The organism is Paenibacillus sp. FSL P2-0322 (genome assembly GCF_037975315.1).
GTDB classification, from domain to species: domain Bacteria; phylum Bacillota; class Bacilli; order Paenibacillales; family Paenibacillaceae; genus Paenibacillus; species Paenibacillus polymyxa_B.
Window position 1 is genome coordinate 4,040,095 of record NZ_CP150243.1, and the last position, 22,152, is coordinate 4,062,246.

Below are 22,152 nucleotides of genomic sequence, written 5' to 3' on the forward strand. Positions count from 1 at the left end.
CCCTCCTCCCTAGAAACATCCGACCTCTGTGTGTTCATTGTCTCTCTAGGGCTATAATCTCACTTGCAATTTGTGCTGCGCGCAAAAAGTCACCCAAGCGCTCAGCGGCTCTCATTTCTTCCCTTTTCAAATCCAGTTGCTCCTGCAATGGAAATTTTCGCACCTGATGAATATAATCATCCAAAATGTGCGGTGCCCATACGCCTGGAGCATCCATCATCATGATCGAACTTACGTTCTTCTCCAGCCGGTCGTCTTGCAAAGATGAAATAAAACGGCTTGTATCTGGTAACTTCCCTTGCGCGTAATAGGCATATAGATAAGCAGCAATTGCTGCATGATCCTCAATATTAAAGGCGTCGCCCAGATGCTTTTCTACATACTCTGCAGCTTCTAAATCCTGCATCATCCAGTGAAGCAGCCTGCGCTCAGCCACATGGTAAGCCGGCAACAGATTAGGTGTGGAGACCTGCCCTTTTTTATGCCTACCATTATTCCACCCATTTTCGTTATTATCCCCAAAGTTCTGTTTTTTTTGCAGGGATTGACGCAGTAAATTGCATTCTTGCTTCAAGGTTTCAAAATCCACCTTGACTTCGGCTGATACTTCGCGCAGATACACTTCCCGCTCGGTCGGGGATGACAGAGGTGCAATGACATTTAATGCTTCGCGGGAATACGCGATTCTTCCTTCTTCCTCTTGCAGTATATGGTTTTTTTTCAGATATATAAGCTTAAATTTCACCGTTGAAACAGCACTTTCGATAATTTGACGCTGGAATCGTTCGCCGCCGTATTGCCGGATAAAATCATCCGGGTCCATACCGTCACTGACCAGCGCTACTTTCACGTGAAGTCCCGCATTTTCCAACAGCGGAAAATTTTTAAGCGCAGCAGCTTGTCCTGCCCGGTCACCATCATAACAAATAATGACCTCATCGCACAGTCCTTTTAACATCGTAGCATGGTGCTCCGTTAGAGCAGTGCCCATGGCGGCCACCCCATTTTGTACGCCAGCTTCCCATGCCGAGATGACATCACCGTAGCCTTCAAAAAGAACACTCTGGCGGAGCTTGCGAATTGAGGTTTTAGCATGATGAAGATTGTACAGCGTTCGGCTCTTGTTGAATAGCTTGGTCTCTGGTGAATTCAAATACTTTGGCTGTCCCTCACCAAGTATACGGCCTGCAAAAGCAATAACTTTTCCGTTGCGATTCCAAATGGGAAACATGATACGATCTCTGAACCGATCCACATATCCATCACCCTCATGCCGGGGAGAAATAAGCCCTCCCTTTTCCATCTCCACGGGATCAAAAGAACGCTTCTCCAGAAACTGAACGATCGTATCCCATCGGTTGGGTGCATAGCCAATTTGAAATTGATCAATGATCTTGTCACTGAATCCTCGTGAACGCAAGTATTCCATCGCTGGTTTGCCGTGCTCCGTATTTTTAAGCAAAAAATGGTACATCTTAGAAGTTAACTCATACGCTTGCAACAGCCTGTCCAACTCAGGATGCTGATGCGATGAATCACGTCCCTGCCATTCGCCGAGCGGGATATGACTTTCTTCTGCCATTGTCCTGACAGCTTCGGGAAAGGATAGTCCTTCGATTTCCATCATAAACTTGATGGCATTGCCTCCCGCGCCGCAGCCGTAGCAGTAAAAAATCTGACGATCCGGTGTCACGGTGAATGAAGGGGTTTTTTCGGAATGAAAAGGACAGAGGCCTTTCATATACTTCCCCTGCTTGGTCAAATGCACGTACTTGCTTACCGTATCTACAATATCATGATGTTGTAAAACTGACTCAATGATATCGTCCGGTATGTTACCTTGTCCGGCACTCATATTAACCACCTTCATCTCTTTAGCACGTAAATATAATTCGATACCGTTACTCATTCTCCTGCAAGCGAAGTAAAAGTTTTGTCAGTTTATGTTGAAAAACTTCACGATCCTCTAATGTAAACGGTTTAGGACCTTTTCCATAACGTCCTTTTTTCCGTTCTTTGGCAGAAGTATGACGTCGGTCAAGCATGAAATCTATCGAATCGTTTCGATACATAGCTCCGCGAAAAGACATCACTTCACAACCTTTTGCCAAGGCAAGTGCAGCAAGACCATAATCATTGGTGGTTACAATATCGCCGCGGCGGATATGATTGGCAATATAGAGATCGGCACTTTGGTCGCTTCGGTCTACTTTAACGATGCTTACGCCTTTGCTGCCCTGAATGAGATGATCATATGAAGATACCATAATAACCTCAATATGAAAACGGGAAGCTATCTCCGCAATTTCACTTTTAACAGGACAAGCGTCCCCGTCAACAACGATCCGCACATCCAGTAAAGTTCCGGTTCCCTCCATGAGCATCCCCCATCTCCATCCGCATTCGAGTAAAATACGGAACGGCTGCAAGATTACTCTTACACCGTTCCGTATATTTATACCCATTTTTTCAAGTTGTTCATACTACCACAACTGACGTTTAAACTACAAGCTTGGAAAAATCGGCAAAACGCTTCAGTTCTGAGTCAATAGCAGCCAGCAATGCCAAACGATTATTACGAACAGCATCATCCTCAGCCATAACCATAACGGAATCAAAGAACGCCGTCACCGCAGGGGTAATGGATGAAGCAAGCGCTAACGCCCGTGTCGCATCACCTTCCTGTAAAGCTACGCTATAAGATTCAAAAGCGCTATACCATGCTTCGTAAAGCGTTTTTTCGCCTTGCTCCGTAAACTCACCTGTATTAACTGACTTATGAACTGCTTTAGCAGCCAGATTACCTACACGATTAAAGGACTCAACTGTTGCTTTGAATACCTCACCTGTTTGTACGGCAGTCATTAACGCAGTTCCGCGGTTAACAACGGAAGCAACATCGTCATATCCAGCTGCAAGTACAGCATCAACAACGTCATAACGAAGTGTCTCAGACAATAGTTTCTTCACGCGTAATCCGAAAAACTCATGTAATTCTTTACGTATTTCATCAGCGGAACGTTTCATATTTCCAAGGTTGCCATGCACCTCGAGCGCGATATTGAACACATCAGACAACGTAGCCGAAAGCTTACGATCCAACAATATCTGCACAATACCTGCTGCCTGGCGACGAAGCGCGTAAGGGTCCTGTGAACCTGTTGGAATAATACCGATAGAGAAGCAGCCTGTAATGGTATCTATCTTGTCTGCGATACTTACAATCGCTCCAGCATTCGTTGAAGGAACCGTTTCTCCTGCATAACGCGGCTGGTAATGCTCAAACACCGCTCTTGCCACTTCTTCCTTCTCTCCAGCCTTACGAGCATAATCCTCACCCATTACACCTTGCAGTTCTGGGAACTCATATACCATTTGTGTTACCAGGTCAAATTTACAAATATCCGCTGCTCGACTAACCGACTCCTGTGTATCTGGAGAAACGCGAAGCTTCTCTGCCAGAGCATCAGCAATACGGCGAATCCGGCGCACTTTGTCTCCAACCGTTCCCAGCTCTTCGTGGAAAACGATACTTTCCAGTTTGGATAGTGCTTCCTTAATTTCCAGCTTCTGATCTTCTTCATAAAAGAATTTGGCATCAGACAGCCGCGCACGCAATACTTTTTCATTCCCTTTAGCAATGACTTCCAGCGATTGACTTCCTCCGTTACGTACCGTAACAAAGTATGGCAATAGCTCTCCTGTGTGATCCAGCACTGGGAAATAGCGTTGATGTTCGCGCATGGAAGTAATGAGTACATCTTTCGGAATGTTCAGGAACGCAGGATCAAAACCTCCGAACAGTACTGTTGGGGTTTCCACCAAATACAGCACTTCTTCCAGCAAGTCATCCTTGACCGCAATCGTCCAATCTTTTTCGGCAGCCAGCGCTTCAATCTGCTTTACAATAAGCGATTGACGTTCCTCAATGTCCACAATGACATGCTGCTTGCGAAGCACTTCAACATAGTCAGCTGGACTTTCTACTACGGCATCCTGTCCCAGGAAACGATGCCCTCTTGTCACATTTCCTGACTGCACGCCGGCAATCTCCAAATTAACAATATCGCTACCAAACAAGGCAATCAACCAGCGGATCGGACGAACAAATTTAAAGTCATAACTTGCCCAGCGCATGAATTTAGGGAATGTCATGGCATGTAAAATGTGCAATAAACCTTCGGACAGTACATCCGCTGTTGGTACACCTATGCTGCTCTTAGTTGCGTAAATATATTCCACGCCTCCAAGCTCCTTGAACGTGAACTGTTCAGGATCAACACCTTGGCTGCGAGCAAAGCCTAGTGCAGCCTTGCTCCAGTTACCAGCCTCGTCGAGTGCGATTTTGCGGGAAGGACCTTTAACTTCTTCGTTAATATCTTCCTGCTTCTCCGCTACTTCCTTGACAAGTACCGCCAAACGGCGAGGTGTAGCATAAGCCTCTACAGCACCATAAGCAATACGCGAACTGTCAAGCCACGCCGTCATACGTTGCTTCAACTGCTGAATTGCATTCGGGATAAAACGTGCAGGGACTTCTTCCAACCCGATCTCAAACAATAAATCCTTAGACATTTGCCGCACCTCCTTTCTTCAACAGCGGGAAGCCCAGCTTCTCGCGCTCCTCCAGATAGGTCGCAGCCACCTGACGCGCCAAATTACGCACTCGTATAATAAACCCAGTCCGTTCTGTCACACTGATCGCTCCGCGAGCGTCCAGCAAGTTGAACGCATGAGAACATTTCAGCACATAATCATAGGCTGGAAACACAAGATGCTGCGTCATCGCTTTATTTGCCTCTTCTTCGTACATATTAAAAAGAGTAAAGAGCATTTTGACGTCAGATACTTCGAACGTATACTTAGAATGCTCAAATTCAGGCTGGTGGAAGACATCACCGTACGTGATTCCATTGACCCACTCCAAATCGAACACATTCTCCTTGTCCTGGATGTAGGAAGCAAGACGCTCCATACCGTACGTGATTTCTACGGCAACTGGACTGGCATCAATACCGCCCACTTGCTGGAAATACGTGAATTGAGTAATTTCCATACCGTCCAGCCATACTTCCCAACCTAAGCCCCACGCTCCCAGCGTTGGTGCTTCCCAGTTGTCTTCAACGAAACGAATATCATGCTCCAGAGGGTTAATGCCCAAACGGCTCAAACTCTCCAAATACAATTCCTGAATGTTATCTGGTGAAGGCTTCAAAACTACTTGAAACTGATGATGCTGATACAGGCGATTCGGGTTCTCACCATAACGTCCGTCTGACGGACGACGAGAAGGCTCAACATAAGCTACGTTCCACGGCTCAGGTCCGATCGAACGTAAATACGTCATCGGGTTCATCGTGCCTGCCCCTTTTTCCGTGTCATACGGCTGTACAATAATACAGTTGTGTTCAGCCCAAAATTGTTGCAGCGTTAAAATCATCTGCTGAAAATTCATTGGTACACGCTCCCTTTCCAATTCCCTCAAATGTTGGTGATTTCTTCTCATTAAGCTCGTATGTACAGGGCTATTTTATCCCAAAAGCCTTGCTAGAGACAGCAAAAAGCCCCCGCCTCTACGCCTGTACAGACGTAGGGACGAGAGCTGACTCCCGCGGTTCCACCCTACTTGATTGCGATCCTACATCACCAATCAGATCGTAATCCTCTTTTCCGTGTCCATTCAGACGCTCCCGAGTGCCTTGTTCACGAAGAATTCCCACTGGGCTTACACCGTCCCCAACTCGCTAATTACAGAGAATACATCCCGCTACTTTCTCGTTCAATGCATCTGCTCCCGAAGGAGATATATAGTAGGATATTACACGTTTTCAGCAATACAGTCAAGAGAATAGGGCGTTTCACATATCGTACTTGTCGAGCTGATCCAAGAAATTGCGGGATTTCAGCTTGACCTCCAACTGCATATCCATGAACTGACGCATGACATGTTTGATCTCCAGCTTTGTGGAGTCCTTTACGTCAATGTTGCCGAGCCGATTCAAATCCATTCTGGCGAACAAGCGCAGCAACTTCAATGTACGTGGAGTCACGCTCAATGCAGCTGGATCATAATGCTTGTAGCTCCGACACAAAACTCCGCCCAGCCTCGGACTGACAAACATATCTTCATCAGCACATTGTTGACCACTTGAAATACATGCATCAAGCTGAGGAGCATATCCGGCCGCCTGCAATATTTTAAATTCATAAATACTCATGACGATCAGCGGATCTTTGCCACTCTCCAGCGCCTCCAAACATGCTTTAAGCTGCTTAAACCAGAACGCGCCTGTTTCCTCATCCTGTAGCACCCGATCGAGTAATTCACAAGCATAAGAAGCGTAAGCAGCTTTAGTAATATCCTCGCGTAATGTATGGTGGGATTGGATGATTTCACCGGCATTCAACGTGCCTAAGCCTGTGTTTCGAAAAAAAACGAATTCACCGTACGTAAACGGCTGCGTTAAAGCAGCGTGACGGCTTTTGGACTTTTTTGCACCTCTGACCAGCACGCCTGCTTTGCCTCCGCTTTCGGTGCAAAGCGTAATAATTTTGTTCCCCTCACCGTAATCCATGCTGCGGATGACGATTCCTTCCACCCTGTAAAGCATGCCTCTTCCCCCAAACATTCGCGAAGAAGCCAGTGGCTTGTACTATTCACGAGCTTCTTCATGCTCGTCCGACTCTCCCTCATCCGTGTCTTGCTCCCTTGTCACGGCGCTCTCCCGATATAACAGATACGCACCGACATCTCCAGTCATCGCAAAATACTTCCACGAAAAATCTCGCAATCGTATTCATCCTTTCTTCGGAAATGACGTTTGCATCTCAAAAATAGGATGATGCGAAGAGGGGAGAAGTATGCGATGAAATTAATGGATTACGTTGAAAAAGGCTACTGTATGAGGGTTATAACACCGCTCCGCTACAATGTGCACACAGTTACAATAACTCTTTTAAAAGCACTCCTTATTTCATCACTGGAAGAAAGGGGTAAAAAGAGCAAGAGTTAAGCGCCGCATATGCGCGGCGCTTTGAATGACCAAAAAACTGTTACTTATCTCAGTCATAGAGATCGGTACGGCCTTTTTATGATGCTTACAACAACTATACATATTTATTTAATATCAATTTTTTAGCCTCAATAAACCCTTGAACTAAAGTGACGTAGAATCAAGTTCTGTTTTTAAGCGTCGCGATGGAAGCCAAGGTCACGAAGGACGCGTTCCTGGTTGCGCCAGTCTTTTTTGACCTTAACCCAAAGTTCCAGGAAAATCTTGGAGCCTAGCAGGTTTTGGATATCCTGGCGGGCCTGTTTGCCCACTTCTTTGAGCATGGCTCCCTGTTTGCCGATAATGATCCCCTTCTGGGAGTCACGCTCTACAAAAATAACAGCCATAATATGCACTACCCCATTATCCTGCACTTTCATGTCTTCAATCATAACCGCAATAGAATGGGGTACTTCCTCACGTGTCATATGCAGAATTTTTTCCCGAACCAGTTCGGAGATGACAAACTGTTCTGGATGGTCGGTAATTTGATCATCCGGATAATATTGCGGACCTTCTGGCAAGTATTTTTGCACCTGCTCCAGCAGGGTGTTTACATTGTTGCCCATTTTGGCCGAGATCGGTATGATTTCTGCAAAGTCGTACAACTTGCGATACTGCTCAATCAGTGGCAACAACGCTTCCGGCTCAATGCGATCAATTTTATTCAGCACCAAGATAACTGGCGTTTTTACTTGTTTAAGCTGTTCCGCAATAAAACGGTCGCCACCGCCTAGACCCTCAGCAGCGTCAATAAGAAAAAGCACCGCTTCTACTTCACCCAACGTATTAAAAGCAGTCTGATTCATGTAATCGCCTAATTTTGACTGGCGCTTATGAATCCCCGGTGTATCCAAAAATACAATTTGTGTGTCCTCTGTAGTAAATACGCCGTGAATTTTGTTGCGTGTAGTTTGCGGCTTGTCCGACATAATGGCAATCTTCTGCCCAATGACATGGTTCATCAGTGTTGATTTTCCGACATTGGGTCTGCCAACAATTGCGACAAAGCCTGATTTAAAGTGTTTCTTAGCCATTTCATTTCCTCCAGCGCGATTAAGCACCTATTTTATTTTGGTTTTTCCATTAAAACAGCGAACTAATTAACGTTAACATAGGCCTATAAAACACAAATATACCAATAATTACAGCAAAAACCGCTGCCAGGAGCACGGCTCCGGCGGCGGTGTCTTTAGCCGCTTTGGCCAGCGGATGAATATCAGGTGAGATGAGATCCACCGCTGCTTCAACAGCGGTGTTGAACAGTTCGGCTACAATGACTATAGCGATAGCCACGCAGACGAATAACCAGTCGAGCCGGGAGATGTGCAGAGTTAAGCCTGCTACAATGACAAAGAGCGCCATGACCACATGTATCCGCATATTTACTTGCGTACGCAGAGCGTACATCACGCCTTCTGCCGCATAGCGAAAGGTCATTCTCCAAGGCTGACGTCTCATTACCTTGTCAACCCCGCTTGAGCCAGTACAGCTTCCTGTTTGCCCATCATTTCAGCTTCACTCACATCATCCTGATGATCATAGCCTAACAGATGCAGAAAGCCGTGAACAAACAAAAAACCGATTTCACGCTCAATCGAATGTCCGTATTCTTCGCTCTGAGCTTGCGCTGTCTGTACAGAGATTATAATATCCCCCAGAACATCCGGTACATCATTCATTGAAGTTTCTTCATTCGGTTCGTAAATAATTTCAAGCTCTTCATCCAGTGTCTCCTTCATAGCAAAAGACAACACGTCGGTGGGACGATCAATTCCCCGATAGTCCCTGTTCAACTCATGAATTTGCTCATCATTAACGAAGGTAAGGGCTACCTCACCGTCTGTGACTCCTTCCACTTTGCCTGCCTCCTCCAATAAGGTGTTCAGCAACGTAATCAAGGATTCGTTAATTACCATATCGTTTTGTTCATTATTCCAAGCTAATTGAAGGCCCATGCCAACCGCTCCTTTTAATTCTAGTGCTCTAACCGTGCTTCGTGCACAAGTTATATTAAGCTTTTCCGTTTTCAGACTTGGGCCTTTCCTCTGGATACTCAATACGGGAATGGAAAATCCCCATTACTGTTTCCTTGAGGGTTTGAGCCACGATATCAAGCTCCCGCATGGTCAGCTCACAGTCGTTAAATTGGTGATCATCAAGACGGCTCTTAATAATTTTCTCAATCATGGATTCTACCTGTTCCACCGTCGGCTTCCGTAAGGAACGAACTGCTGCCTCCACACTATCAGCAATTCCCACCACAGCAGACTCTTTAGACTGTGCCTTCGGTCCCGGATAACGGAAATCATCCTCCGTGAAGTCAGGCTCTACCCCTCGCTCTTCAGCCTCACGCAACGCCTTGTGATAAAAATAGTGCAAGAATGTCGTTCCGTGGTGCTGCTCGGCAATATCGCGAATTGGCTTGGGTAGCTTGTAATCCAATTGCATTTCCACCCCGTCACGAGCATGGGCGATAATGATGGATTTGCTCAGCTTGGGCTCTATTGTATCATGTGGATTTTCCAACCCATTTTGATTTTCAATGAAGTACGAAGGCCTCTTGGTTTTACCAATATCATGATAATACGAACCAACCCGGCACAACAAGCCGTTTGCTCCTATAGCCTCCGCTGCGGCCTCTGACAGATTACCCACCATTACACTATGATGATACGTTCCCGGTGTCTCCGTAAGCAGCTTGCGGAGCAAGGGATGGTTGGGATTCGACAGCTCAACAAGCTTCAGTGCCGACAAGATACCAAAGGTAGACTCAAAAAATGGCATTAGCCCAATAACAAGTATTGCTGTTATCAGACCGCCTGCAAAAGCAAAAGCTACCCCATAGAGCGTCGTCGTTTGAGTCCAATTCCCTTGGTCAATCAGTGCCAGAGAAAAAACAGACAGGGCCCCGAACAGGCATACCATGATCGCCCCTTTGAACAGTGTTGAACGCTGGCTGGCTCGATGGGTAGAGAAAATCGCTGCCAGACAGACCACAAGAGCAAAAAACCCAAAATTAAAGTCAAAAATTTGTCCCTGACGGACATTCAAAATAACACTTGCCAATATACTGAATATAACGGCACATACGAAAGCCAACGACATATCAAGCAACAGCGTTACGAGCATAGCTCCAAGCGCGATAGGCGCCAGATAGCCGAGATAGGAACGTTCACTGTTCTGCAGTATGGAAATTAACATCATTGCTCCCACTGTAATCACAAAGATTAATACTAGCATGAGCAACTGCGCATTATTATACTTGAAGTTTCGTGTTCGTGATTGGAATTGACGAATATACATAAACAAGCCCAACGCAAGCATCATAGACATCATCAGTAGACCAAATTGTGGCCAATAATTGATTTTATCCTTGAGCAATTCATTTTCATCAAGCAGTGTATAGATTTCCTGGGTAATAATCTCACCCTTCTTGACGAGTACTTCACCCTGTTTAATGTAAACTGTCGGTGTATCTTCACGAGCCTGTACCTTGGCGTCCTTCGTAGCTGTATCATCATAAAACTTGTTGGCGGTAATCACAAGCCTTGCAAGTTCCTGAACAACCTCCCGTGAGGTACGTTTGGTAAGCGAGCTTGTACTAACCCGCTCAGCTACCTTGGCTCGAGCTGTCTGGGCATCCGTAATTTGATCATTCATCAACCCTGTCACAATCTCACGGGCAACAGGCCGCATTTCAGCAATATCCTCAGATGTAAGGCGCGGAATTTTAATGAATGTCTCCTCTGGAATTCGGTACGTTTGCTCTTTCGTTTTTTCCAGCACTTCATCCAGCAACTTATCTGGGTAGGCATCCGCATTACGGCTGTTATTCACAAAATTTTGCACAAATTCCCGTGCACGTTGCGGAATCTCATCCTTATAAATCGAAATCTTATCTGCTCTGGAAACCTGATCATCCTGATTGAGCCGTTCAATTCGATCCAAAATACCAGTAATCAGGTTATCGTTGCGAACTGGCACAATGGTATACATGGGCTGCACACGTTCAGCTGATTCCTCTTGAGCCTTCAAAGTCGCCTTACTGTTAGGAAGCTGCATCGGGGCGACAATTTCCTTTTCACTCGGTTGATTTACCCGAATGTCATAACGCTCGGGAAGCAGCTTGGATGCAAAGCCTACATAAAAAAGAACCACCAAAAATAAAAACAGAAGATAGCGTGTCGCCACGCTATACTTCCATCCATTCATTCTATGCTGGAACGTTTTCCCTTTAGATAATTCCTTCGAGGTCATCTAAAACAATCCCTCTCCATCATCTTTTTCAAGGCAGCTACACTGCTCATTTTATACTTTTTCTGATCGTACACACCATACTCGTGATTGAATGGCTATCCATGATTTTCGGCAATACGGTCATAAGCAACAATGATTTTTTGAACTAGGGAATGACGGACAACATCCTCTTCTGCAAACTGGACAAAGCCTATTTCTTCAATCCCTTGTAAAATCGCATTCGCTTCAATCAGACCGGATTTTTTGCCACGAGGCAAATCAATTTGCGTAACATCGCCGGTAATGACCATTTTGGAGCCGAAACCAAGTCGAGTCAAAAACATTTTCATTTGCTCGGGTGTGGTGTTTTGCGCTTCGTCCAAAATAATAAATGAATCATCCAGCGTACGTCCCCGCATATAAGCCAAAGGAGCAATTTCTATTAACCCACGCTCCAGTGCCTTTGCAGTCTGCTCTGGGCCCATCACATCGTATAGGGCATCATACAATGGGCGTAAATACGGATCAACCTTTTCCTGCAAATCCCCTGGTAAAAAACCTAAATTCTCCCCTGCTTCGACCGCAGGACGAGTCAGTACAATGCGCTTGACTGAACCTTCCTTCAGGGCAGCTACAGCCAGCACTACAGCCAGATAGGTTTTACCCGTACCCGCCGGGCCAATTCCAAATACAATATCGCGTTTCTTAATCGTGGTTACATAGTGCTTTTGTCCAATCGTTTTGACGCGAATCGGTTTCCCCCGGAACGTCGTCGTAATTTCACCCTTGAACAAATCGAGCAGCTGATCAGCGCGCAAATCTTTTGCCAATTCAATCGCATAATGGACGTCCCTTTCGGTCAGTATATACCCATTGCGAATTAACTGGAGTAATACATCGAACAATTGTTCGAGCACTTCCACCTCGTGAGCATTACCAAAAACATTAACTTCTGCCTCACGAGATGCTATTTTTGCTGGAATAGCGGCTTCGATTAATTTTAAAAAGGAATCCTGCGGGCCAAATAACGCCTGTCCTTCTCCCGCATTGTTCAATGCAATTTGTATGCTGCGTTGTTGTTCTGCCAAATAGCCTCATTCTCCTTGGTTATGAACTAACGGAAGTTCTTCCGCAATATCCTGCTCCACTTCAAAAAGCACTTTCATATAAACTTTACCATTCTCTCTCTTCTCATGCAAAATTTTTTGGCTCATTATTTTCGTTCCTTTGCCGTATTTAGCTAAAATATCAGCTCGCGCGCCTTCTATTCCTGACATTTTCGCTTCTGCTTCCGTAAGCTTCTGCTCTTGTATCTTTGTCTCCCTCACACTTTCAGTCATCCAACCCATCGGAAGTTTGAAGGAACGCCAAGTTAGCGGATCATGTTCAACTGTTGTTTTATGTGTAGAATAAGGTATTTTCCCATATCCCCACAATTGTATCGCACGATTGCCTAACACCAGATACAAGCGGTCGTGACTGTTACCTGTATACGTGCTGCTGCGTTGCACCGTAGGACTGCTAATTTCGTATTCATGCCATACAAGACCCTTAACCTCTCCTTTGGCTACGACCTGCTGCTGATTCTCCTCATCTCCAAGCGTTCCCGAGATGAGGATGGCTCCTTTTTTGACACGTGTATTTTTATGCACGACAGGACGACCCTGCTCGGCAAAAATCTCAGTGACTACCGCGTCTGCCTTACTGATGATATGACGTGGGCTGTAGAGCGGCGCAGGGGTAGGCTGTGAAGCTTCAACAACCTGAATCGTTACCAAAGTACCCTGCTTTTCCACACCGATCCAGGATGCCTCTGGAAGCTTCTGCATGAGCGCACGGGAAAGCTTGTCTTGACTGGAAAGACGAAAGCTCCATTGAAACGGATACAGCCCCTCCTGTCGGGCGGCTTTGAGAACGGAGTCCGTCGAGAGCTTATCATTCCCCTTCACTTCAATGTCCCAGATAAGCGAAGACATCAGCAGGAGACCTATCCAGAACAAAGCCAATCCAGCCATAAAAAATTTACGTTTGGCAAGCCGTATAACAGTAAAGGGAAGCCCTTGCCGCTTCAGAACATGCATTTTACAGCCTGTCCTTCTCAAAAGCGGGCGTAGGAGGAAGACGTGCGGCAGCAGAAGGTTCATTTCTGCATGTCTAGTACCCATCGGCCGCACGTTCCAAACAGGTATATGGTGATCGGTGAGTAAATTAATGAAAGCTTCCACACTTTCGCCCTTGACAGCAAGGGTAACCGTGCCACGCAGCATTGCTAAAGCAGGATGTTTCACGAGCCTTCCTCCGTTCCTTCCATTTGGATATCTGTTATATGTCCCTCCACACTTACCTGCTCTGGCAGAATAGACGTAATGACTAAATCATGGCCGGACACCCTCAGCCTGCCTTTCTCAAGTGCAAGTACGAGCTGATTCGGTGTGAAATCCACCACGCCCCGGTGATTCTCCACATAAAGCTGGCGGCTGCCGATGAGGGTTAACCGCGGCAGGTCAAATAGAATGTCCTGCGGAAGCTCCAGCGTCTCGCTGGCCCACTTTCGCAGTTTGCGGCTCATCCGGCTCATACGGCGAAATCTCCTTTCCTGTCATCAAAACATCTGTTATCCAACGGCTAATGTTGTTTTGATGACAGCACGCTGCTATTTTTTCATCTTCTGTTATTGCCATTCGGTACCCATAGATGTTTCATGGCAGCTACGCTGCTGGCTTTTCATCTTATATTCTTATTATCAGTGAACGCCATTACACCAGCGCCACAGATATCTGTACTGTACATTTTATGATCCAGTCCCCGCATTTATGAGGCTAAACTTACAATTCGCAGCAGCTGCTATATTGCAGAGGAAAAAGATGTGTCCTTTCAAAATTTACAACAAAAAAGACAGCCTCATTTTCATATCGAAAACAAGGTTGTCTTTTTTTTGATTTTCATCAGATGACACAGTTATTTTTCGGTATCTCGATTCAAAAGAGAGTTTTTTCTAGAGTATAAGAAGTAAACCGCCATACCAATGACAAGCCAAATAATAAAGCGAATAAATGTCTGGCCATTCAGATTAAGAATGAGCACCCCACATGAAACGATAGCCAGGATCGGAATATACGGAACTCCAGGACATCGGAAGGCCCTGGGCAAATCAGGTTGTGTTTTTCTCATAACGATGACGGCGACCGAAATCAGAATAAATGCTGACAAGGTTCCAATGTTCACCAAACTAGCTAACTCATCCAGCGGGATCAGCCCACCCATTAATGCAGATAAAGTACCAAAAAACAACGTGTTAATGTAGGGCGTTTTATATTTAGAATGAACCTTGGATAATACTTTGGGGACTAAGCCGTCACGTGACATAGCAAACATAATGCGAGTTTGACCATAGAGCATTACCAGCATGACCGTTGTCATCCCTAAGATAGCTCCTATATCTACAATACCTGCAACCCAGTTCTGGCCCGCAACCTGCAATACCAATGACACTGGGTGAGAGATACCTTCAAATTGCATAAACGGCACAATACCTGTCATAATCGCGCTAACAATAACATACAAAAACGTACAAATAACGAGTGAGAAAATAATGCCTCGCGGTAGATCACGAGCGGGATTTTTGGTTTCTTCAGCCGCTGATGAAACAGCATCAAAACCAATAAAAGCAAAAAACACAAGTGCTGCGGCTCCAAACACCCCACTGAACCCAAACGGCATAAATGGTGTCCAATTATCTGGCTTCACATATTTAAAAGCAACGATGATAAATAATAAAATAACAATAATCTTTACAATTACCATGAAGTTGTTTATCCGTTTTGATTCTTTTATCCCAAAATAAAGCAAGAACGTGATACCCATCAAAATTAAAAAAGCTGGGAGATTAAAATAAGTAGTTTGGTCTTTTAAAGTCCCCGGTGCGGCAGTGAATTCAAGCGGAATGTGAAGGCCAATTCCATTCAAAAATGATACAAAGTAACCCGACCAACCTGCGGAAACGGCGCTGGCTGCCAGCATGTATTCCAAAATTAAATCCCATCCAATAATAAAGGCCAATAGCTCCCCCATCGTAGCATATGTAAAAGTGTAAACAGAACCGGATACTGGAACGGTGGATGCAAACTCCGCATAAGCCAATGCCGCGAATAAACAGGCGAGTCCCGCAATCACAAAAGAAAGTACCAAGCCTGGACCAGCCGTAACTGCTCCCGTACCTGTCAACACAAATATCCCCGTTCCGATAATGGCTCCAATCCCAAGCATCGTTAAATCAAACGCACCCAGTTCCCTTTTGAGTGCTTTTTCCCCCCGCGTAGCGGCAATCAACTGATCAATGCTCTTCTTTCTGAACAAGCTATTTCCCATCTATCCCATCCTCCTAGAAATTAATTTTCCATTTTTATAATCTTGTTTTATCACCTCGATATAAATCAAATTTTAGCTAAATTTGGAGTAAATTTCATAAGTATCTATCATTGAGAACATTATATATAAAAAAGAAAAAATGAAAACTGCTTTTGGAAAGCTCCATTCATATTGTTACATTTGATCATTTTTCACGAATATATTTTCATAAACGAGACCCTAAATTAGACAAAATGCCACCATTTTAGATGACAACAAATGTGAGAAACCTAGGGCGCACAAGGGATTATCACATTCGTTGTCAGGTAATTAGAGCATTTGTCGTTAATTCATTTTTTATTCTGAGCATGCTTATGTATTCCTAAAGCTCACAAAAAAAGATCCGCCACAGCCAAAGCCGTGACGGATCCACTATCATTTTAACGTCTTCCTCCACCCATATAGCGCTTGGAACGCGGAGGACCTAATATTTCTGCCCAAATCACACCTCTGCGCAGATCAGCCGTATCCACCGTATTACGGTCTTGCGAAGCTATCTCTGGCGCATCTGTAATTTCCCCTGACTCCCTCGCGTTGGATATACGATCGAGACGGGCTAAAACCAATCTGCGTTCTTCTTCCATAGCACGGATCCGATCCTCTAGAGTCGAACCGTTATCTAATGAATCCCGGTCCATCCGTTCTTCCGTTTCTGACCGATCGCCCACTTCTTCTATACGACGAGCTTCCATAACTACCCGTCGTTCATTAGGAAATTGACGTTGCAACTCTCCAGCAGCATCCTTTTGGCGCTGCTCTTGCCCATGTTCCGTTGTGAAGGGTCTGGATGACGTCGAGGGCCCACGAGAACCATGATCACCACCAAAGGTGGGCATACCTTTTCGTGGCGGAGATTTCCGCCCTGTGCCTTGGATGCTTTTCCCCAAAAAGGACACCAAAGCAAAGCCAATCACGATCAGGATATACAAATGCTCAAAGATCCAGCTGATAAAGTTCATTACTCACCACCTAGCTGCCGTAATTCATCGGCTATGTCCCGTTATTAATCCCGGTTCTTGTTATCATTCCCCGAGTTCTCATTCGGTTTGCCTAAGGAGCCACGCATTTGCGTATCCGCCTCAATATTTTTCAAATTCATATAGTCCATGACGCCAAGTTTCCCGCCACGCAGTGCTTCAGCCATTGCCAGCGGCACTTCGGATTCGGATTCCACCACGCGTGCTCTCATTTCTACGACACGTGCCTTCATTTCCTGTTCCTGCGCTACAGCCATCGCACGCCGCTCTTCTGCTTTTGCCTGCGCAATACGTTTGTCGGCTTCCGCCTGCTCTGTTTGCAGAAAAGCACCGATGTTTTTACCTACATCAACGTCCGCAATATCAATGGACAGGATTTCAAATGCTGTCCCAGCATCCAAACCTTTGGACAATACAGTTCTCGAAATTGAATCCGGATTCTCCAGCACGTCCTTATGCGAATTACTGGAACCTACGGTTGTAACGATACCTTCACCGACCCGTGCAATAATCGTTTCTTCTCCGGCACCCCCGACGAGTCGATCAATGTTGGCACGCACGGTAACACGAGCTTTAACCTTCACTTCGATACCATCCTTGGCGACCGCTGCAACAGTAGGTGTCTCAATAACACGCGGATTAACGCTCATTTGGACCGCTTGCAGAACATCCCGTCCTGCCAGGTCAATCGCAGCCGCACGTTCAAATTCAAGCGGAATGTTAGCACGCTGGGCAGCAATCAACGCATTGATCACTCGGTCTACATTCCCTCCTGCGAGAAAATGGCTTTCCAGCTGGTTGATGTTCAATCCCAGACCCGCCTTGGTTGCCTTAATGAGCGGATTGACAATTCGGCTTGGCGTGACGCGCCGTAACCGCATAGCTACCAGCGTAATGATGCCAATACGCACACCCGATGCCAATGCTGAAATCCACAGCATCACCGGGAAGAAACTGAAAAATACGCTCAATACAATAATCACTACAACGGCAATCAGCAAAACGCTGACAATACCCGATTCGAACACTCGCATCATCCTCCATTAATCTAATTCTTTGTTATTTACTTGTTTAGACGCTAGTGTCAGCCTTGACCACAATTCGCCCACCTTCTACTTTGGATACTATAATCGGCATATCTGTAGCAATAAACTCGCCGTTCGTTACAACATCGACTCGCTCATCAGCAATCAGCACCGTTCCGGCTGGACGAAGTGGTGTCAGACTGACACCCCGTTGACCTAATAGCATTTCCCGGTTCACAACTGAAGAAAAGCCTTGTTCAGCCGTTAAACTTTCTTTAAGTATAAAACGGTTCCATATCCCTCGGTCCTTGAATACAACTGCGATAATCGCCACAACAGCAACCGCAGCTGCAAAGGCAATGCCCAAAGATATAAACGCATGCTGCATGTTGTATGCTGCCCGAACAACTCCGGCGACAAGGCTGACTGAACCCAAAATGCCCAAAATACCAAAGCTTGGGATGAACATTTCAAGTATAAGCAGAGCCAGACCGATAATAAACAACAACCACGTCTCCGAACCTGCAAAACCAGCGATATAATTGCCGAAAAAATACAAACCAAATCCGAGTATGCCCAAAATTCCCGGTACACCAAAACCGGGTACGAGCAGCTCAATAACGACACCCGCGATACCGATAAATAAAAGTAACGTCTGCACAATTGGGTTGGTCAATATCTCGGCTGCTTTTTCAGCCCATGTTCGCTCCACATGAATTACATCATCCGTGCTGTAACCCATCCACTGGATAACTTCTTGTTCGGAAGACGCGATGTGATCCGCATAACCCAACTTCAGCGCTTCCTCACTGGTTAAAGAAATGATCTGACCATTTTCCTTATTAAAGTTCATCTCTGGAATAGATACGGTCGTTTTGGAGTCAACCATACCTCTGGCAATATCCGGATTACGTCCGCCAGCTTCTGCGGCAGATGCCATGCTACTCTTCCACCAAGCTACCGTTTTTGGATCTGTGATAGCCTGCCCCCTACCGTCTACTAACGCTGCTGCTCCGATAATACTCCCCGGTTTCATAACAATCTTGTTTGCGCTCAACGCAATATAGCTACCCGCTGAGGCCGCTTCGCCCCTTATATAGGCTACGGTCGGAATTGGACTGTCTTTAATCAGTTTACCCAGCTTCTCCGCTGTATCTACCCGTCCACCGGGAGTGTTAATATCCAGTAAAATCAGACCTGCTTTGGAATCTGCTGCTTCTGCAAATCCACGTTCCATAAATTTGCCTAGACCTTGCTCAATTTCCTGATCAACTGGTATAACAAACACAGCTCCACCTTTAGTTTGGGCCGCCGCTGATTCGGAATGAACTAAGGGTAACAGCAAAACGGATACCATAATCCACAACGTTAAAAAGATCAATTTGCGACTGGAGTGGTGATGTTCTCTATGCATTTCTCTCCCCCTTTCGATCTTTCTATGTTACAGCATACCAAACTTTGTTAGACAAACTATACAGTTTTCAGGATTTAATGTGAAATTATTGGGTATATTGCTAATCCTGACGGCTGTCAGATACTTTACGCACCCAACGGACATCACGTTTCACACAATTAATAATAGCGCTTACATAAAAGAATCTTCTCATCATTACATTCTATGGTAGGCATCGCATATATAGAAATAACACCCTCTGTAAACAGAGGGTGTTGTGTTTTCCTGTTTGTCGCAGGTTTATTGCAGAAATTGCTGAACCGCTTGGTTCACGAGCTTACCGTCAGCGCGGCCTTTTACCTTAGGCATCAAGGCCGTCATTACTTTCCCCATCTCGGCTTTCGAAGAAGCACCGGTTTCCTGGATGGTCTGCTGTACAATAACTTTAATTTCTTCCTCAGAAAGTTGTTCGGGAAGGTACTGAGCGATGATCTCTATTTCTGCTTTAGTGCTTGTCGCAAGTTCATCACGACCGGCTTTTTCAAATTCATGGAGGGCATCTTTTCGCTGTTTGATCTCACGACTCAGAATATCAAGCACTTCGTTGTCGTCCAAATCCCGTTTCAAATCTATTTCAAGATTTTTAATCGTAGAACGAACCATTCGAATGGTGGAGAGTTTGAACTTGTCCTTACTCTTCATTGCTTGCTTCATATCTTCGTTCAATCGTTCGCTCAAATTCATGATTGCTTAGATCCTCCTAGAACTTTCTCTTACGAGCAGCCTCGGACTTTTTCTTGCGCTTTACGCTTGGCTTTTCATAATGCTTGCGTTTCTTCACCTCAGCCAATACGCCATCCTTAGCAATGGAACGTTTAAAGCGACGAAGTGCAGCATCAATTGTCTCGTTTTTGCGAACTTTAGTTTCAGACACCAGTTTTCCCTCCCTCCGACCAGACCGTCCAAGAGCAATAACACGGTTCATCAAATTTTATTATAGGTGAAACGGAAACCAGGTGTCAACCTATAAGAAAAAATGAATACATAAAGGGCCATTTTTCTCCATTCACATCCGTATTACTGAAAAGACAAGCTCTGTCATTTTTTAAGAATGTGAGTCCGAAATACCTGTCAAGGCACCCAATTTGGCGCCGCCCAGTAAGTGATAATGCAGATGCCCCACCGCTTGTCCACTATCTGGGCCACAGTTGTTAATCAACCGATAGCCAGACTCGGCAATTCCTAACTTTTTCGCAACCTCAACCGCAACACGATGAATCTCCGCGATAAGAGGAAGATCCTCCTCTGTCACAGCGTTCATCGAAGGAATATATTTTTTTGGAATAATGAGCACGTGTACTGGCGCCGCAGGCTGGATGTCATGAAATGCGAGCACATTGTCGGTTTCCAACACCTTCTTGCTGGGGATGGTTCCATCCACAATTTTCAAAAACAGATCGTCCATTCAAAACCCTCCTTTGGCAGTGAGCCGATCATAAGCAAATAGACAAAAACAGCCCTTGCTCTCGGCATTCAAAGTTATGTATTTCCCACACTGAATAGAAACATATACAGCCATGTTTGGTTATACTTATGTTTCTTTATGTATCATAACGGAAAAAGGGTCTTAATACCAGTTTCCCTTACTAACTTCCTCTATAATAGCTTTCACCCCTGCATCAATTTGATCCAACTGCGCGCGCGAAATACTTATGCGCAAAAATTTCTCTTGTTCCCTATAGCCTGATAAATAAAAGCCTTTGCCAGCTACAACCTGGATGTTCCTCGCGGAAAGACACTGTACCAAGCGTTCCAAATTCACCGTCCGAGGCAGTTTAAACTGCATATAAACTCCTGAAGTTACAGCTGAAGTCTGAACGTATCCGGCCTGATTGTATCGTTCCACAGCCTTGTTAAGAGCACGAACGCGCTCCGAATACAGTTTATATATCGTGTGCTTGTGGCGTTCATACATTCCATTTTTAATATAAATATCAAGCGCCGCCTGAGACAAAATAGATGTGTCGACATATCTTTTATAAGTGTTAAACGTCTTCAATAGGACTTCTGGCAATACCGCAACTCCTAATCGCAAGCCGGGGAAAATGATTTTCGAGAAGCTTTTCAAATAAATAACATGGTGCGTCTGGTCGTATGCATAAATGGGATCAAAAAGATGATCGGCCCCCAAATCTGCCATATAGTCATCTTCTACGATGTACACATCATATTTGGCGGCTAAGGCAGCTATCGCTTTTCGCTCCTCTGTGTTGTAAGAGACTCCTAATGGATTATGATATCTTGACATGGTATAAAAAAACTTGATGCTCTCGTTCTTAAATTGATTCTCCAATTCGTGAAAATCCATACCTTCCGCTGTCCGGACGATGGTACTGACGGGTATGTTCTCTTCCTCCAGAAAACGCAAATATATATCGTAACTTGGCTGCTCGACCAAAACCTTTTCTTTGCCATTGGGAAACGGCATTTTAGCGAGTATCTCCAATGCCTGCTGAACACCCGAAGTAACGATAATCCGATCCATTTTTGCAAACACCTGAGTATCAGCCAAATGGGAAACCAACGTATGACGCAGTGTTTCCAGCCCTTGCGAATCGCCATAAGTGAACAGATGATATTTGTAGGTGTCAATAGCCTGATTCAAACAATGTTGGAAATCCAGATAAGGGAATACATTCAAATCCGGGGAGGCCGAAGCAAAATCAACGGAGTCTTGAATATGGCTATGGTGTAAATCGCCCGAATTTTCCACTACATAGTATCCACTTTGCGGTATGGAATAGATGGCGTGTTTCTTTTCAAGTTCAGCATATGCCCGCAGAATCGTGCTTTTGCTGCACCTGTATAATTCAGAAGCCTCACGGACCGACGGCAACTTGTAACCTGATTTATATTGTCCCTCGCGAATTTTAAGTTCTATATCCAATAAAATTGAAACGTATTTTTTCACAATATCCTCCCACCTGCTCTTTACATACTCATTACATGCTTATTCCGTCTTATGTTTCTTTACACGCTAGATATTACCATGGTTTATG

23 protein-coding genes are annotated in these 22,152 nt (G+C 45.2%); 1 reads left to right on the forward strand and 22 read right to left on the reverse strand.

Translation table 11 applies throughout. The annotated features are described in order from the left end of the window. Positions 1–34: 34 nt before the first annotated feature. The 7 genes from dnaG to MKY24_RS17790 form a co-directional block, all read right to left on the reverse strand. A complete protein-coding gene (gene dnaG / locus MKY24_RS17760; RefSeq protein ID WP_025722118.1) occupies positions 35–1,909 on the reverse strand; it encodes a DNA primase in 1,875 nt (624 codons plus the stop codon). Continuing rightward, positions 1,902–2,378, reverse strand: coding sequence for a YaiI/YqxD family protein (locus MKY24_RS17765; protein WP_013311130.1), 477 nt, complete (start codon positions 2,376–2,378; stop codon positions 1,902–1,904). The genes dnaG and MKY24_RS17765 overlap by 8 nt, the downstream gene beginning before the upstream one ends. 121 nt (positions 2,379–2,499) lie before the next feature. Then, on the reverse strand, positions 2,500–4,575 hold the full coding sequence (gene glyS / locus MKY24_RS17770) for a glycine--tRNA ligase subunit beta (RefSeq protein ID WP_339200529.1): 2,076 nt from the start codon (positions 4,573–4,575) through the stop codon (positions 2,500–2,502). After that, positions 4,568–5,455 (reverse strand): glycine--tRNA ligase subunit alpha, encoded by an 888-nt coding sequence (gene glyQ / locus MKY24_RS17775; protein WP_069080383.1) that lies wholly within the window; start codon positions 5,453–5,455, stop codon positions 4,568–4,570. The genes glyS and glyQ overlap by 8 nt, the downstream gene beginning before the upstream one ends. A gap of 118 nt (positions 5,456–5,573) precedes the next feature. After that, a complete protein-coding gene (locus MKY24_RS17780) occupies positions 5,574–5,720 on the reverse strand; it encodes a hypothetical protein (RefSeq protein WP_155613687.1) in 147 nt (48 codons plus the stop codon). Positions 5,721–5,858: 138 nt separating this feature from the next. Beyond that, positions 5,859–6,611, reverse strand: coding sequence for a DNA repair protein RecO (recO, locus tag MKY24_RS17785; RefSeq protein ID WP_023989481.1), 753 nt, complete (start codon positions 6,609–6,611; stop codon positions 5,859–5,861). Between the two features lie 42 nt (positions 6,612–6,653). Further along, on the reverse strand, positions 6,654–6,791 hold the full coding sequence (locus MKY24_RS17790) for a YqzL family protein (RefSeq protein WP_013372137.1): 138 nt from the start codon (positions 6,789–6,791) through the stop codon (positions 6,654–6,656). A gap of 75 nt (positions 6,792–6,866) precedes the next feature. Here MKY24_RS17790 and MKY24_RS17795 point away from each other — a divergent pair, with 75 nt between their 5' ends. Further along, the gene (locus tag MKY24_RS17795; RefSeq protein WP_023989483.1) at positions 6,867–7,013 is read left to right on the forward strand and encodes a hypothetical protein; all 147 of its coding nucleotides are present in this window, start codon (positions 6,867–6,869) and stop codon (positions 7,011–7,013) included. 173 nt (positions 7,014–7,186) lie between these two features. On the opposite strand, the gene era is transcribed toward MKY24_RS17795, so the two are convergent. The 15 genes from era to MKY24_RS17870 form a co-directional block, all read right to left on the reverse strand. Continuing rightward, complete coding sequence (era, locus tag MKY24_RS17800; RefSeq protein WP_013311134.1) at positions 7,187–8,089, reverse strand: GTPase Era; 903 nt, start codon at positions 8,087–8,089, stop codon at positions 7,187–7,189. 49 nt (positions 8,090–8,138) lie between these two features. Further along, positions 8,139–8,513, reverse strand: a complete 375-nt coding sequence (locus MKY24_RS17805) for a diacylglycerol kinase family protein (protein WP_053325783.1) — start codon at positions 8,511–8,513, stop codon at positions 8,139–8,141. Then, the gene (ybeY, locus tag MKY24_RS17810; protein WP_023989485.1) at positions 8,513–9,010 is read right to left on the reverse strand and encodes an rRNA maturation RNase YbeY; all 498 of its coding nucleotides are present in this window, start codon (positions 9,008–9,010) and stop codon (positions 8,513–8,515) included. The genes MKY24_RS17805 and ybeY overlap by 1 nt, the downstream gene beginning before the upstream one ends. Before the next feature lie 55 nt (positions 9,011–9,065). Then, positions 9,066–11,312, reverse strand: coding sequence for an HDIG domain-containing metalloprotein (locus MKY24_RS17815; RefSeq protein ID WP_209942901.1), 2,247 nt, complete (start codon positions 11,310–11,312; stop codon positions 9,066–9,068). A 95-nt stretch (positions 11,313–11,407) separates the two neighbouring features. Next, complete coding sequence (locus MKY24_RS17820) at positions 11,408–12,379, reverse strand: PhoH family protein (RefSeq protein WP_013311138.1); 972 nt, start codon at positions 12,377–12,379, stop codon at positions 11,408–11,410. 6 nt (positions 12,380–12,385) lie between these two features. Further along, a complete protein-coding gene (gene yqfD / locus MKY24_RS17825; protein ID WP_028540459.1) occupies positions 12,386–13,579 on the reverse strand; it encodes a sporulation protein YqfD in 1,194 nt (397 codons plus the stop codon). Beyond that, positions 13,576–13,869, reverse strand: coding sequence for a sporulation protein YqfC (gene yqfC, locus MKY24_RS17830; protein WP_023989488.1), 294 nt, complete (start codon positions 13,867–13,869; stop codon positions 13,576–13,578). The genes yqfD and yqfC overlap by 4 nt, the downstream gene beginning before the upstream one ends. Before the next feature lie 380 nt (positions 13,870–14,249). Beyond that, positions 14,250–15,659 (reverse strand): amino acid permease, encoded by a 1,410-nt coding sequence (locus tag MKY24_RS17835; protein WP_023989489.1) that lies wholly within the window; start codon positions 15,657–15,659, stop codon positions 14,250–14,252. Between the two features lie 419 nt (positions 15,660–16,078). Further along, positions 16,079–16,657, reverse strand: a complete 579-nt coding sequence (locus MKY24_RS17840) for a hypothetical protein (RefSeq protein WP_339200533.1) — start codon at positions 16,655–16,657, stop codon at positions 16,079–16,081. Positions 16,658–16,701: 44 nt separating this feature from the next. Then, positions 16,702–17,703 (reverse strand): flotillin-like protein FloA, encoded by a 1,002-nt coding sequence (floA, locus tag MKY24_RS17845; protein ID WP_014282496.1) that lies wholly within the window; start codon positions 17,701–17,703, stop codon positions 16,702–16,704. 43 nt (positions 17,704–17,746) lie between these two features. Next, positions 17,747–19,114 carry an NfeD family protein gene (locus MKY24_RS17850; RefSeq protein WP_071558467.1) on the reverse strand — a complete coding sequence of 456 codons (1,368 nt, stop codon included), beginning with the start codon at positions 19,112–19,114 and terminating at the stop codon, positions 17,747–17,749. A gap of 279 nt (positions 19,115–19,393) precedes the next feature. Then, positions 19,394–19,837 carry a GatB/YqeY domain-containing protein gene (locus tag MKY24_RS17855; protein WP_013311146.1) on the reverse strand — a complete coding sequence of 148 codons (444 nt, stop codon included), beginning with the start codon at positions 19,835–19,837 and terminating at the stop codon, positions 19,394–19,396. A gap of 16 nt (positions 19,838–19,853) precedes the next feature. Then, positions 19,854–20,027 (reverse strand): 30S ribosomal protein S21, encoded by a 174-nt coding sequence (gene rpsU / locus MKY24_RS17860; RefSeq protein ID WP_005547957.1) that lies wholly within the window; start codon positions 20,025–20,027, stop codon positions 19,854–19,856. 171 nt (positions 20,028–20,198) lie between these two features. Continuing rightward, a complete protein-coding gene (locus MKY24_RS17865) occupies positions 20,199–20,558 on the reverse strand; it encodes a histidine triad nucleotide-binding protein (RefSeq protein ID WP_025722131.1) in 360 nt (119 codons plus the stop codon). 162 nt (positions 20,559–20,720) lie between these two features. Then, positions 20,721–22,064, reverse strand: a complete 1,344-nt coding sequence (locus tag MKY24_RS17870; protein WP_053325788.1) for a PLP-dependent aminotransferase family protein — start codon at positions 22,062–22,064, stop codon at positions 20,721–20,723. Between the last annotated feature and the right edge of the window lie 88 nt (positions 22,065–22,152).